Below are 13,288 nucleotides of genomic sequence, written 5' to 3'. Positions count from 1 at the left end.
GGCTGGTGACCGGTGGCGTTGCTAAATTCTTCTTCAGAATCAGAGGCTTACAGGTCTTGCTCGTACCTGACGTACGGGATGGTCCCGTCGCTGTTGCTCTCGTTGTTTGGGGCAAACGGGTTCTTGCCGCGGGAAATGACGTTCTCCGCGCCGACCGTGAGCTGGCCGCTCCAGGGGGTGCGCCAGGTCAGGCCCAGGCCCAGGCCTTCCCACTTTTCCGGCTGGCCGGGCACGTCGACCACGCGCCCGATGACATTGGCGCTGAAGGCGCCGTAGCCGCCGCCGACGCTCAGGGTCTTGCTGTCCCATTGGTCGGCAATGGCCGGCGAGACGTCGGCCAGCGGCACCAAGCGGGCGCGGGCGTAGGTGCCACCGATGGACACGAAGCCTTCGCGGCCGATGTTCTTCTGGCCGAAGACGGTGAGATCGTTCTGCTCGACGCGGGTCAGTGGGGCCTTACCGGCACCGATCAGCCAGGAGGGCAGAGTGTCGCGGCCGGTCCCCGCGGTTACGCCAGCGCGTGCGCCGTTGCGGTTGAAGCCCAGCGTGGCGGACACGCGGCGCGAGGCGGCCGCGCTGTCTTCTTCGTCATCGCCGATACCTGCGAGCAGGCAATGGCTGGCAAGGCCGCTGATATTGGTGCCGCGGCTGCTGTTGCACAGCAGGCCGAGCGAATCGCCGGAGGTCAGGCCGAACGCGGCATCGAGCGAATTACGCCCGAAATGCCAGCGCGCGCCGGCCTTCTGCTCGCCGGTTGGTTCCAGGTAGAGGAACGCTTCGACCTTGCCGCTGCCCTTGTTCCATACGGGCAAGATGGTGCTTTCACGGATCTGGGCTGCCGACTGCGCGTGCACGCCGCTGGCTGCCGCGAGGGCAACCAAGAGAGCGAGCGGAAGGCGCAGAAGATGTCGCATACCAGAGTTCAGACCCAGAGGCAGGTGTTAAGTTCCCGATAGCGGGCAGTGAGGATGCTAGGGTGTTTATGAATATTTAACAAGTCCTCGCTCTCCCCAGAACGTCGCTTGCCAGATGCTCTCTACTGCAACCGTTCCGGCGCATCCTGCGATGGCTGCGCTTCGCTGAAAAGTACGTCCAGCTCGGTCAACGGGAAGTGATACTCACGCCCGCAGAACTCGCACCGCACCTCGACTTCCCCAGTCGGCTCCGCTGCCGCGCGCGCTTCGTCTTCGCCCAGCGACTGCAGCATGGCGGCGACGCGCTCGCGTGAGCAGGAACAGCCGAAGCTTAGCGCCTTGTTGCCCACCAATTCGGGCGCTTCTTCATGGAATAGACGATGCAGCAGGTCTTCACCGGCGACCGAAAGCAGTTCCGGGGCGCCCAGGGTGTCGAACAGGGCGCCGACGCGGGTCCAGCCGTCGGTGTCGCCTTCGTCGCCGGGCAGCTTTTGCAGCAGCAGGCCAGCAGCCTGGTCTGGCCCGGCGGCCAGCAGCAGGCGGGTGGGTAGCTGCTCGGATTGCAGGAAGTAGGTTTCGAACGCTTCGGCCAGATCCGGCGCCTGCATGCCCACCAGGCTCTGGTAGCGCTGCGGTTCGCGCGGGTCCAGGCCGGGGTTCTCGATGGTGATGGCCAGCAGGGCGTCGTCGCCGAGCTCGCGCAGATCGGTGGGCGCATCGGCACCGTCGGCGATCTGGACGATGCCGCGCAAGGTGCCGGCGGCGGTGCATTCGGCAAACAGCGTGCGCAGGCGGTCATTGCCGCGCAACTGCACCGACAGCCGGCCGTCCACCTTGGTGTGGCCGGTGAACAGCGCTGACGCGACTGCGGCCTCGCCAAGCAACTGGCGTGCGAACGGCGGGTAGTGGGCAGCGCCCTGGATGTCGCGCCAGGCTTGGGTCAGACGCACATGCACGCCACGCACGCCGGCGGCAGGCAACAGGAAACGGGAAAGCTGATCGTGATCGGTCATGGGAGCGTCGGACGTAAGGGACGCCAGTGCCGGATAATGCGGCAGGCATCGGGATGAAGGTCGTAGCGAACAATGGGGACGGACGGATTGGATGACAAGCAGGCCAGGCCACCGCGTCGGGCGCGGCGCTGGCTGCGCTGGGTGCTGGCAGCACCATTGCTGTTCGCTGCAGCGAGCGTGCTGCAGGTGTTGGCGCTGCGCATCATCGACCCGCCCATCAGCACGGTGATGGTGGGCCGCTATCTGGAGGCCTGGGGCGAGGGCGAGGCGGGGTTCTCGCTGCACCATCAGTGGCGCGACCTCGACGAGATCGCGCCCAGCCTGCCGATTTCGGTGGTGGCCGCCGAAGACCAGCAGTTTCCGTCTCACCATGGGTTCGATCTGCAGGCGATCGAGAAGGCACGCGACTACAACGCGCGCGGTGGCCGCGTGCGCGGCGCCAGCACCATCAGTCAGCAGGTCGCCAAGAACGTGTTCCTGTGGCAAGGCCGCAGTTGGGTGCGCAAGGGGCTGGAGGCCTGGTACACGCTGCTGATCGAGCTGTTCTGGCCCAAGCAACGCATCCTGGAGATGTATGTGAACGTGGCCGAATTCGGCGACGGAATTTATGGCGCGCAAGCGGCCGCGCGGCAATTCTGGGGCAAGGATGCTTCGCGGCTGACGCCGACTGAATCGGCGCGCCTTGCCGCCGTACTGCCATCGCCGCGCCGCTATGACGCGCGCCGCCCCGGCGCCTATGTGCAGCGCCGCACTGCGTGGATCCAGCGCCAGGCCCGCCAGTTGGGTGGCCCCGGCTATCTGCAGGCGCCATGAGCGCGACCGCGATGCTGCCGGCCGATCAGAACGCTCCGCTCACCGCGGAACGCCTGACCGTGGTGATTGCCGCCTTCAACGAAGCGACCAGCATCCCGTTGCTGCATCCACGCCTGCAGGGTGTCCTGGCTGGCCTGAGCGGCGTGCAGACGCACGTGCTGTATGTCGACGATGGCAGCACCGACGACACCTGGCAGGTGCTGCAGGCGCTCACCGATGCCGATGCGCAGGTCAGCGCACTGCGGTTGTCGCGTAATTTCGGCAAGGAAGTGGCGATCTCGGCCGGGCTGGACCATGTGCAGCCGGGCGCGGTGGTGCTGCTGGACGCCGATGGCCAGGATCCGCCGGAACTCATTCCCGAGTTCGTCGCGTTGTGGCGCGCCGGGTACGACAACATCTTTGGCACGCGGGTGTTTCGCGAGGGCGAGAGCTGGTTGAAGCGTGCGGCCGCACATGCGTTTTACCGGGTGATCCGGCAGTTGTCGCGAACGCCGATTCCTGCCGACACCGGTGATTTCCGGCTGCTCTCGCCACGGGTGGTACAGGCGCTGCAACAATTGCGCGAACGCCATCGTTTCATGAAAGGGCTGTTTGGCTGGGTAGGATTCCGCCAGGTGGCGCTGCCGTACCGGCGCGCGCCGCGTCTGTCGGGGCGCAGCAAGTTCACGGTGTGGCGGCTGTGGAATTTCGCGCTGGACGGCATCACCAGCTTCTCCACCGTGCCACTGCGCGCGGCCACCTACCTGGGCATGCTGACAGCGCTGGTGGCGTTTGGGTTCGGTGGCTGGGTGATCGTCAAGGCGGCGCTGATGGGCGACCCGGTGCCGGGCTGGCCGACCATGATGTCGATCATCCTGTTCCTGGGCGGCATCCAGCTGATCGCGCTGGGCATGATCGGCGAGTACCTGGGGCGCCTGTACGACGAGGCCAAGCAACGGCCGCTGTATCTGATCGATACGTATCGCGGCGCGGCGGGAGTATTCTCGGGCGACCAGTCCAATCGCGGAGCAGGCCATGCAAACGGTACGGCAGCTGTTGGGGATGAAGCAGGTTGAGGTGTTTTCCGTCGCGGCCGACGCCGCGGTGATCGAGGCCATCCGTCTGATGGCCGACAAGAGCATCGGTGCGGTGTTGGTGATGGAGGGCGAGCGCCTGGTCGGCATCGTGTCCGAGCGGGATTACGCGCGCAAGGTGGTGCTGCGCGACCGTTCCTCGTCCAGCACCAGCGTGGCCGAGATCATGAGCCACGCGGTGGTGACGGTGTCGCCCGCAGACTCGGTCGAGCACTGCATGCAGCTGATGACCGATGGGCGTTTCCGGCATCTGCCGGTGGTGGATAACGGCCGCGTGCAGGGCGTGATTTCCATCGGCGATCTGGTCAAGGCGGTGATCGAAGCGCAGCAACACGATATCGACCAGTTGCAGCGCTACATCGCCAGCTGAGGCGAGGCGTTACTGCGCGTACTTGCCGCCGCAGTCGCTGTCCTTGCCGGGGCCGGGTTCGAAGGTCGCCAGCAGGGCAGCGGGCGGGGCGATGCTGCCCAGTGCAACCGCGATGGCGCCACGCACGCCCAGCGCCTTGAAATCCGGGCGGAACGACGGGTCCTTGAAGGTCCCGCCCATCCGCAGCGGCGAGCGCAGGCTGAGGATGCTGCGATCCTTCGGGCGCGGGCGCAGCAGCAGATCCAGCTGCTCGTCCTTCAAGCTGATACTGCCTTCGCCGATGATGATGGTGTCGGTGCTGTCGAAGGCCAATGCGCGCGATTGCATCACGCCATCGCGCACACCGAAGTCGCCGAAGATGCAACGCACCGGAATCTGGCGGTCGCGCGTGACCAGGTATTTCAGCGATTCGGCAATATCCAGGCCGGCCAGTTCCATGATCAGGTTGCCCACGTGACCGCGGCCCATGCCCACACCGATCGAGCCGTCGGCGGTACCGAGCATGGCGGCGATCGAATTGCCGCGTCCTTTCAGATCCAGATCGCCACCGATCGCACCAGACGCCTGCTTGGCTAGGGTGGCATCGGGGAACAGCTTGTCCAGGCGGATACCGCGAATCGCGGCCTGCAGCTGGGTGGAAATCACCGGGCTGCGGGCGTCCATGCGGATGGTGGAGCGAATATCGCCGCCCGCCACGCCGAAATTGAGTGGATCCAGCTGCAGCAATCCATCCTTCAAGCGCAGCGATGCATCCATGTCGTCCAATGGCCACGAGGGTGCATTGATGCGCTGCGCGCGCCAGCGCACCTGCGCATCCATCGCCCGCAATTTGGACAGGTCGTAGGGGGTGTCAGGCAGTACGCGGGTGTCGGCGGCCAACTGCGCTGCCTGCTTCTTTTGCTCGGCGTTGGCCGATTCGTTGGCGCCGGTCTTAGGCGGTGCACCGACAAACCCGGCGAGGTCGTCGAAATCCAGGCGTTTGGAAGCCAGATCGGCGCGCAGGAAGGGGCGCTTGTTGCGCAGATCCACTTCGGCGGTGCCTGAGAGATCGCTATCGCCGGCCTTGCCGGTGAAATCTTCGTAGCGCCAGATATCGCCGTTGCGGCGCAGGCGGCCATCCAGCGTGTACGGCGGGGTTGAGGGAATCGCCACGCCGGTCAGCGCATACAGGTCTTCCATGTCCTGGCCGCTCAATGCCATCTGCAGGTCGAACACCTGGAATTGAAACGGATTGGTCAGCGTGCCGCGCACGTGGGTGCGGGTGGCCCCGGCACTGCCGCGCAGGTCGATCCGGAACGGGTGCTCGGTCTGGCTCAGCTCCAGTGGCGAGGCGGTATTGCCCTTGAGCGTGAAGGGATAGCCCTTCCAGCGACCCTTGCCGTCGATGCCGATCGGCGCGGCGCGCTGATCGCTGCGCGGTGGTGCCAGGCTGTTGATGGCGACGTCCACGTCAGACTTGTTGGCCGCATCGATGTACTGCAGCCGGCCGTCCTGCACCAGCAGGCGGCCCAATCGCGGCAGGGTGCCATCGCCACCGCTGGTCTCGAACACCCAGTTGCCGGGGTGGGTGTCGTCGCCGGCTTCCAGTACCACCTTGGCGTGCTCCAGCCGGATCTCCGGCAGGCGCACCTTGCCGCGCAGCAACGGCCAGAATTCGACATCGATTTCTGCTGAGCGCATCTGCGCCATGGGGCCGCGTTTGGACCATGCGGCATTGCCCAGGCTCAGATGCTCACCGCGCACGGTGACGATGCGGCCCAGATCCACATCCAGATGGCCCAGGTGGAATTCGCGCCCGGTCTTGGCGCTGACTGCGCGCTCCACCGGGCCGCGCAACCAGTTCCAGTCGAACACCAGCACCAGGATCACGATCAGTGCCAGCACGATGCCGGTGCCGATCAACCAGCGGCGTCGGCGTGGTGGACGGGAGGGGCGGGCGGCGATGGAAGCGGTCGGGGTAGTCACCCGACCCATGGTTGGCGAAGCCTCGTGCACGGCGCGCGAACGCGCCATCGGTCACACGATTTGCGCGGTCACCGCCACAAAGTGGCAAGCGCTGCCGGCGAGCACGAACAGATGCCAGATGGCGTGGAAATAGCGCTGCGTGTCGCGTTGGTAGAAGTAGGTGCCCAACGTATAGAAGAGCCCGCCGGCGAGCAGCCAGCATAGAGACCAGGTGTCGACCGCCGCCAGCAGGGGCTTGATCGCCACGATGATCAGCCAGCCCATTGCCAGGTACAGGATGGTCGACAGCAGCCGGAAGCGGCCGGTGAAAAACAGCTTGAAGATCACGCCTGCTGCGGCGATGGTCCAGATCGCGGCGAACAGGCTCCAGCCCCACGGCCCACGCAGGTTGATCAGCATGAACGGCGTGTAGGTGCCTGCAATGAGCAGATAGATCGCGCAGTGATCGAGCACCTGCAGGCGGGCCTTGGCGCCCACATGCGGGATGGCATGGAACAGCGTGGATGCGACATACAGCAGGATCAGCGTGGCACTGAAGACGATGGTGGTGGCCAGCTGCCAGCCATCGCCGTAAATCGCGGCCAGGGTGATCAGGACCGAGCCACCGGCCAGTGCGGCAATCGCGCCCAGGCCGTGGGTCACCGCACTGGCGATTTCATCGCGCAGGTCGGTGGAGGGGGGGGCATCTGCATTCATGCCCAAAAGGTACCGTAACCGCGCAAAAATCGCATCGCCAGCGGTGGCGCTGGCTTGTGGCGATTCAAGTGGCGGTCAATCGACCGCGGTGGCGTAAGCGTGTTCGCGCGTTGCGGAAAAGCGCACGTCCGGCGCGCGTTCCTGGGCCAGCTGCAGGTTGACCCGGGTGGGTGCGAGATACACCAGTTGCCCGGCCGCATCGATGCCCAGATTGCCGGCGTTCTTCTCGCGGAACTCTTCGAGCTTTTTGGGGTTGTCGCAGTGCACCCAGCGTGCGGTGGTGACGCTCACCGGTTCGAAGATCGCATCCACGCCGTACTCGTCCTTGAGCCGGTAGGCCACCACGTCGAACTGCAGCACACCGACCGCGCCGAGGATCAGGTCGTTGCTCATCAACGGGCGGAAGAACTGCGTGGCGCCTTCTTCGGACAACTGCGCCAGGCCCTTCTGCAACTGCTTGAGCTTGAGCGGGTCGCGCAGGCGTGCGCGGCGGAACAATTCCGGCGCGAAGTTGGGAATGCCGGTAAACGACAGCGATTCGCCTTCGGTGAAGGTATCGCCGATGGAGATGGTGCCGTGGTTGTGGATGCCGATCACATCGCCCGGCCACGCTTCGGCGGCGATCTCGCGATCGGAGGCCATGAAGGTCAGCGCGTTGGCCAGCTTCACGTCCTTGCCGCTGCGCACGTGCAATGCCTTCATGCCGGCGGTGAACTTGCCCGAGCACACGCGCATGAACGCCACGCGGTCGCGGTGCTGCGGGTCCATGTTGGCCTGGATCTTGAACACGAAGCCGCTCAACTTGGGCTCGACCGCTTCGACCCGGCGGCCGGTGGTATCGCGTGCCTGCGGCGGCGGTGCGTGCTCGACGAAGAAATCCAGCAACGGCTGCACGCCGAAGTTGTTGACGCCCGAGCCGAAGAACACCGGCGTCTGCTGCCCGGCGCGGTAGGCATCCAGGTCGAACGGATTGCTGGCGCCTTGCACCAGTTCCAGCTCCTCGCGCAGTTCGTCCAGCATCTGCGTGCCAATCTTTTCGGCAAGACCCGGTGCATCGAGCGAGGGAAAAATGGTGGAGTCCTGACGGGTGAAGTTGCGGCCCTGCTCGTACAGGTGCACTTCGCCGGTGATCAGATGCACCACGCCCTTCAGGCGCTGGCCCATGCCGATCGGCCAGGTGACCGGGGCACACTGGATGCCCAGCACGGTTTCCACTTCATCCAGCAGGTCGATCGGGTTCTTGCCTTCGCGATCGAGCTTGTTGATGAAAGTCATGATGGGGGTGTCGCGCAGGCGGCAGACTTCCATCAACTTGATGGTGCGTTCTTCCACGCCCTTGGCCACGTCGATCACCATCAGCGCCGAGTCCACCGCGGTCAGCACGCGATAGGTGTCCTCGCCGAAGTCGGCGTGGCCGGGGGTGTCGAGCAGGTTGACGATCTTGTCCTCGTACGGGAACTGCATCACCGAGGAGGTCACCGAGATTCCGCGCTCTTTTTCCAGCGCCATCCAGTCCGAGGTGGCGTGGCGGGCAGCCTTGCGTCCCTTCACCGAGCCGGCCATCTGGATCGCTCCGCCGAACAGCAGCAGCTTTTCGGTCAGCGTGGTCTTGCCGGCGTCGGGATGGGAAATGATGGCGAAGGTGCGGCGGCGCGCGGCTTCGTTGGAGACTTCGGACATGAGGGAGCGCGCCCGGTCGGACGCCTGCGGAAACTGAGGAAGCCGGTGATTATAGCGGCTTCGGTGCGCCGGCCAGCGGCAGCCCAGGGCGCCTGGCTGGCGTTGGCGGCACGCGTCAGGGCGCGGGCGAGGGGAAGTGCAGCTCGCCTTGTGGGCCGCTCATCCGGAATGGCAGCGAGATCAGCCGCAGGCCGACGTTGCGTTGCACCGCGAAATGCAGGTGCGGCGCGGTGCTGAAGCCGGTGCTGCCGGCGCTGCCGAGCCGCTCGCCGCTGCGCACGCGCTGGCCGGGGCGCACCAGCACGCCCGCCGGAGCCAGGTGGGCGTAGATCGCCATGCTGCCGTCGGCGTGGAGCAGGCGCACCAGGTTGCCGCCGCCGGCATCCGGCCCATGCGGGCCGGCCTCCTCGGCGCCTTGCTGGATCTCCATGACCACGCCGTCGCGGGCGGCCAGCACCGGCGTGCCGGCGGGCAGGGCGAAGTCGATGGCATACCAGTTGGGATCGTCGCTGTGGCTGTACTGGCCGCCATAGCCTTGGTCCACCTGGATCGGCACATCGCGGAACGGCAGCTGGTAGCGCGCTTCCTGCAGTTGCGCCTGCGTGTCGCCGGGCACCACCTCCAGCCGCAGGCCGAGCCCGTCCAGGGTCCTACGTTGGCTGACCGGATACACGCGGGCCAGCAGGCGCCGTTCGCGCGCGCCCAGCGACTGCACCAACGGGAGCTGCGGCACGGCGCGGTAGTCGGCGCTGGGCGGTGCGCTCAGGCGCACTTCGGCCGGGCCGTCCAGTGGATTGACGGCCCAGGCCAGATACACCGGCGCCTGCCATTCGAGCTGCAGGGCCGGGCCCGGTGCGGCAGTGGTTTCGGCGCGCTGCGACGCACTTGCAGGTGGCGTTGCGTCCACTGCCGCTGCGCCGGGCCAATGCCAGCGCTGCTGCGCGGCGACGGACGCTGTGGCGATGCACAACAGCAGGATGACGGCGGAAACGGCGGCACGAAGCATGGGTGAGCGACTGCAGTCGAGGTCGGGCGAGAGGGGCGCAAGTATGCGGTCCATCACAGTCAGGTGGTATCGGATGAAAATATATCTTTCCATCCGCATGAAGAGATTGACATCGCAAAAATGCGGTGGCATCGTAGCGTCACCATCGAGACCGGCGGAGGGACAGGCCCTTTGATGCCGGGGCAGCCAGCGGAGCGCGCAAGCGCCCGCGTTTGGTGCCAAATCCTGCGGGGACCTCAGCGTCCGCCGAAAGATGGTTCGAATCGTGCCCTCCGCACGTCGAACGCGAGCTCCCGCGAAGCTCGATGGCCGATCCACCCCGGATATCGCCATGAGCCTCGTGACCACAGCATCGCCACTCACCACCGCCGACACCTACACGCCCGCCGCTGATAGCGACGCCCCGCCTGCCGTGCGCGGCGAGCTCGTCATCAATCTACCGATGCGCCACGCCGGCCAACGCGAGCTGCGCCTGCGCTACGAACTGGTTGGGGCGGAGCAGGCGCCGGTGGTGTTCGTGGCGGGCGGAATTTCGGCCCATCGCCATCTCGCTGCCAGCGCGGTATTTCCCGAGAAAGGTTGGGTAGAGGGGCTGGTCGGTGCCGGCCGCGCGCTGGACCCGGCGTCGCGCCGACTGTTGGCCTTCGATTTCCTCGGTGCCGACGGCAGCCTGGATGCGCCGATCGACACGGCTGATCAGGCCGATGCAATCGCCGCACTGCTGGATGCGCTGGGCATCGCGCGCCTGCACGGCTTTGTCGGTTATTCCTATGGCGCCCTGGTCGGCCTGCAATTCGCCACCCGGCATGCGGCGCGCCTGCACACGCTGGTTGCGGTGAGTGGTGCGCATCGCGCCCATCCGTATGCCGCCGCATGGCGTGCCCTGCAGCGCCGCGCGGTGGCGCTTGGCCAGTTGCAATGCGCCGAGCACCACGGGCTGGCCCTGGCACGCCAGTTCGCCATGCTGAGCTACCGCACCCCGGAAGAATTCAGCGAGCGCTTCGATGCGCCGCCGGAAGTGATCAATGGCCGCGTACGCGTGGCCGCCGAAGACTATCTGGATGCCGCTGGCGCCCAATACGTGGCGCGCACGCCGGTGAACGCCTATCTGCGCCTGTCCGAGTCCATCGACCTGCACCGCATCGACCCGGCCGCGGTCGCCGTGCCCACGGTGGTGGTCGCGGTGGAAGGCGATCGCCTGGTGCCGCTGGCCGATCTGGTCAGCCTGGTCGAAGGGCTGGGCCCGCGCGGCAGTTTGCGTGTGCTGCGCTCGCCCTACGGCCACGACGCCTTCCTCAAAGAAATCGATCGCATCGACGCGATCCTCACCACTGCCCTTCGCACGACCGGAGAAACCGCATGAGCTTTCGTGACCCTGCCGACGCGCCCTGTAGCGCTGCCACCGCCGCCGTCCGTGCCGGAATCGACCGGGACACCGCCTACGGCGCGGTGACGCCGCCGATCGTGCTGTCGTCGAACTTCTCCTTCGACGGCTTCGGCAACAAGCGCCAATACGACTACACCCGCAGCGGCAACCCCACCCGCGACCTGCTCGGCGAAGCCCTGGCCGAACTGGAAGGCGGCGCCGGCGGCGTGATCACCTCTACCGGCATGGGCGCGATCAACCTGGTGCTCAACGCCTTGCTGCAGCCCGGCGACACCCTGGTGGTGCCGCACGATGCCTACGGCGGCAGCTGGCGGTTGTTCAACGCGCTGGCCAAGAAGGGCCATTTCGCCCTGATCACCGCCGACCTCACCGACCCGCGCTCGCTGGCCGATGCATTGGCGCAGTCGCCCAAGCTGGTACTGATCGAAACCCCGTCCAACCCGTTGCTGCGCATCACTGATCTGCGCTTTGTCATCGAGGCCGCGCACAAGGTGGGCGCGCTGACCGTGGTGGACAACACGTTCCTGTCGCCGGCGCTGCAAAAGCCGCTGGAATTTGGCGCAGACCTGGTACTGCATTCGACCACCAAGTACGTCAACGGCCACAGCGATGTGGTGGGTGGCGCAGTGATCGCGCGTGATGCGGAGCTGCACCAGCAGTTGGTGTGGTGGGCCAACGCCCTGGGCCTGACCGGTTCGCCGTTCGATGCGTTTTTGACCTTGCGCGGGCTGCGCACGCTCGATGCCCGCCTGCGGGTGCACCAGGAAAACGCCGATGCGATCGCGGTGCTGCTGGACGAACACGCGGCAGTGAACCAGGTGTATTTCCCCGGGCTGGCATCGCATCCTGGCCATGCGTTGGCGGCGCGCCAGCAGAAGGGTTTCGGCGCGATGATCAGCTTCGAGCTCAATGGCGGTGAGGCGGCGGTGCGTGCGTTCGTCGACGGGCTGCGTTACTTCACCCTGGCCGAATCGCTGGGCGGCGTGGAGAGCCTGATCGCGCATCCGGCTTCGATGACGCATGCGGCGATGACCGCCGAAGCGCGCGCTGCGGCCGGTATTTCCGATGGCTTGTTGCGTCTGTCGGTGGGCATTGAATCCTCTGAGGATCTGCTGATCGATCTGCGCGCCGGCCTGGCGCGTGCGGAAGCCGCGTTGAGCGCGGTCGCGCGCAAACAGGTCGACGCGTGAGCACCGTGCTGCCTGTCTCGCGCCGTTCGCCGGTGGCTGCCGTGACGCCCACACCGCGGCTCGCCCTGTTGGGCACCGGCACGGTGGGGCGTGCCTTCGTGACGCGCTATACCGCCTTGCAGCAGCGTCAGTTGCGCCTGCCGCGCTTTGATTGGCTGGCCAACTCGCGCATCGCCCACGATTGTGGTGCCGGCGCGGAGCAGGCGTTGCAGCTGGCCAACGCGGCGCCGCGTGGCCGTGCGGTGCTGCAGCCGTGGGCAGAAACCACTGCGCTGCGCGCCGGCGATGTGCTGGTGGATGCCACTGCCAGCGACGTGGTGGCGGATTGGCACGTGGAATGGCTGACCCGCGGCGTGCATGTAGTGACCGCCAACAAGCTGGGCCAGGGCACGGCACTGTCGCGTGCGCAGGACCTGTATGCCGCGCGTCACGCCAGCGGCGCGTATTACGGCGACAGTGCCACCGTGGGTGCTGGGCTGCCCTTGCTCAGCAGCGTGCGTGCACTGGTGGCCGGCGGCGACCAGATTCATTCGATCGAAGGGGTGTTGTCGGGGTCGTTGGCGTGGCTATTCCATTGCTACGATGGCAGTACGCCGTTTTCGGCGTGCGTCCGCGAGGCGATGGCGGCCGGCTACACCGAGCCCGATCCGCGCATCGATCTCTCCGGTGAGGACGTGCGGCGCAAATTGCTGATCCTGGCGCGTGCGGCCGGGCAACCGCTGGAAGCTGAGCAGGTGCATGTGGAATCGCTGGTGCCTGCCGCGCTGGCGTCTGTGGCGCCGGAGGCGGTGGACGCGCACCTGGAAATGCTTGATGCACTAGTGCAGACGCGTTGGCAGCAGGCCAGCGCTGCCGGCCGCTGCCTGCGGTTCGTCGGCCGCGTGGACGGGCATGGGGCGAGCGTGGGCTTACGCGAATTGGCCCCGGACCACCCGCTGGCGGGCGGCGCGGGCACCGATAACCGTGTCGCCATCAGCAGCGATCGCTACCGCGACCAGCCGCTGTTGATTCAAGGGCCGGGCGCCGGTGCCGAAGTGACCGCGGCGGCGTTGCTGGACGATGTGTTGCGGATCGTTGCTGGCTGAGGTTGCGGTGCTTCGCACCCGACGCCTTGTTGGTGCTGTCGCGTGCGAAGGATGCTGCGGTTCTGCCCGTGCGGTGTCGCCGCTGCGCTAACGGCT

Annotated in this window: 12 protein-coding genes and 1 riboswitch; of the genes, 6 read left to right on the top strand and 6 right to left on the bottom strand. The window is 66.5% G+C overall.

Going from position 1 to position 13,288, the window contains the following annotated elements:
- Positions 1-47: 47 nt before the first annotated feature.
- The gene (locus tag ACCQ01_RS15975) at positions 48-881 is read right to left on the bottom strand and encodes an XOO1806 family protein (protein ID WP_016944143.1); all 834 of its coding nucleotides are present in this window, start codon (positions 879-881) and stop codon (positions 48-50) included.
- A 155-nt stretch (positions 882-1,036) separates the two neighbouring features.
- Complete coding sequence (gene hslO, locus ACCQ01_RS15970; protein WP_011037990.1) at positions 1,037-1,927, bottom strand: Hsp33 family molecular chaperone HslO; 891 nt, start codon at positions 1,925-1,927, stop codon at positions 1,037-1,039.
- A gap of 72 nt (positions 1,928-1,999) precedes the next feature.
- On the opposite strand from hslO, the gene mtgA reads away from it, so the two are divergent.
- From mtgA to ACCQ01_RS15955, 3 genes are read left to right on the top strand one after another with little or no spacing between them, the layout of a single operon-like run.
- Positions 2,000-2,740: a monofunctional biosynthetic peptidoglycan transglycosylase gene (mtgA, locus tag ACCQ01_RS15965; protein WP_042594697.1), complete on the top strand. Its 741-nt coding sequence runs from the start codon at positions 2,000-2,002 to the stop codon at positions 2,738-2,740.
- Between the two features lie 11 nt (positions 2,741-2,751).
- On the top strand, positions 2,752-3,795 hold the full coding sequence (locus ACCQ01_RS15960; protein WP_068573948.1) for a glycosyltransferase family 2 protein: 1,044 nt from the start codon (positions 2,752-2,754) through the stop codon (positions 3,793-3,795).
- The gene (locus tag ACCQ01_RS15955) at positions 3,755-4,183 is read left to right on the top strand and encodes a CBS domain-containing protein (RefSeq protein ID WP_011037987.1); all 429 of its coding nucleotides are present in this window, start codon (positions 3,755-3,757) and stop codon (positions 4,181-4,183) included. The genes ACCQ01_RS15960 and ACCQ01_RS15955 overlap by 41 nt, the downstream gene beginning before the upstream one ends.
- Before the next feature lie 9 nt (positions 4,184-4,192).
- Here the strand turns inward: ACCQ01_RS15955 and ACCQ01_RS15950 are convergent, their stop codons facing one another.
- From ACCQ01_RS15950 to ACCQ01_RS15935, 4 genes are all read right to left on the bottom strand, one after another.
- Positions 4,193-6,157, bottom strand: a complete 1,965-nt coding sequence (locus tag ACCQ01_RS15950; RefSeq protein ID WP_228432003.1) for an AsmA family protein — start codon at positions 6,155-6,157, stop codon at positions 4,193-4,195.
- A 42-nt stretch (positions 6,158-6,199) separates the two neighbouring features.
- On the bottom strand, positions 6,200-6,844 hold the full coding sequence (trhA, locus tag ACCQ01_RS15945) for a PAQR family membrane homeostasis protein TrhA (protein ID WP_011037985.1): 645 nt from the start codon (positions 6,842-6,844) through the stop codon (positions 6,200-6,202).
- A gap of 75 nt (positions 6,845-6,919) precedes the next feature.
- Positions 6,920-8,524 (bottom strand): peptide chain release factor 3, encoded by a 1,605-nt coding sequence (locus tag ACCQ01_RS15940; protein ID WP_011037984.1) that lies wholly within the window; start codon positions 8,522-8,524, stop codon positions 6,920-6,922.
- Between the two features lie 115 nt (positions 8,525-8,639).
- A complete protein-coding gene (locus tag ACCQ01_RS15935) occupies positions 8,640-9,530 on the bottom strand; it encodes a M23 family metallopeptidase (RefSeq protein WP_228432005.1) in 891 nt (296 codons plus the stop codon).
- Positions 9,531-9,669: 139 nt separating this feature from the next.
- Positions 9,670-9,790, top strand: a riboswitch (SAM riboswitch).
- A gap of 71 nt (positions 9,791-9,861) precedes the next feature.
- On the opposite strand from ACCQ01_RS15935, the gene metX reads away from it, so the two are divergent.
- Genes metX through ACCQ01_RS15920 form a run of 3 tightly spaced genes read left to right on the top strand, consistent with a single transcriptional unit; the run spans position 9,862 to position 13,192 of the window.
- Positions 9,862-10,893: a homoserine O-succinyltransferase MetX gene (metX, locus tag ACCQ01_RS15930; RefSeq protein ID WP_042594691.1), complete on the top strand. Its 1,032-nt coding sequence runs from the start codon at positions 9,862-9,864 to the stop codon at positions 10,891-10,893.
- Entirely contained in the window at positions 10,890-12,107 is a 1,218-nt protein-coding gene (locus ACCQ01_RS15925; protein ID WP_228432007.1) for an O-succinylhomoserine (thiol)-lyase, read from the top strand. Before metX ends, ACCQ01_RS15925 begins: the two co-directional genes overlap by 4 nt.
- A complete protein-coding gene (locus ACCQ01_RS15920) occupies positions 12,104-13,192 on the top strand; it encodes a homoserine dehydrogenase family protein (protein WP_228432009.1) in 1,089 nt (362 codons plus the stop codon). The genes ACCQ01_RS15925 and ACCQ01_RS15920 overlap by 4 nt, the downstream gene beginning before the upstream one ends.
- Positions 13,193-13,288: the final 96 nt, after the last annotated feature.

It is taken from the genome of Xanthomonas sp. NCPPB 4037 (genome assembly GCF_041475695.2).
Lineage (GTDB): Bacteria > Pseudomonadota > Gammaproteobacteria > Xanthomonadales > Xanthomonadaceae > Xanthomonas > Xanthomonas campestris.
The sequence above is the reverse complement of the archived record's forward strand: the minus strand, read 5'-3'. Positions and strand labels throughout refer to the sequence as shown.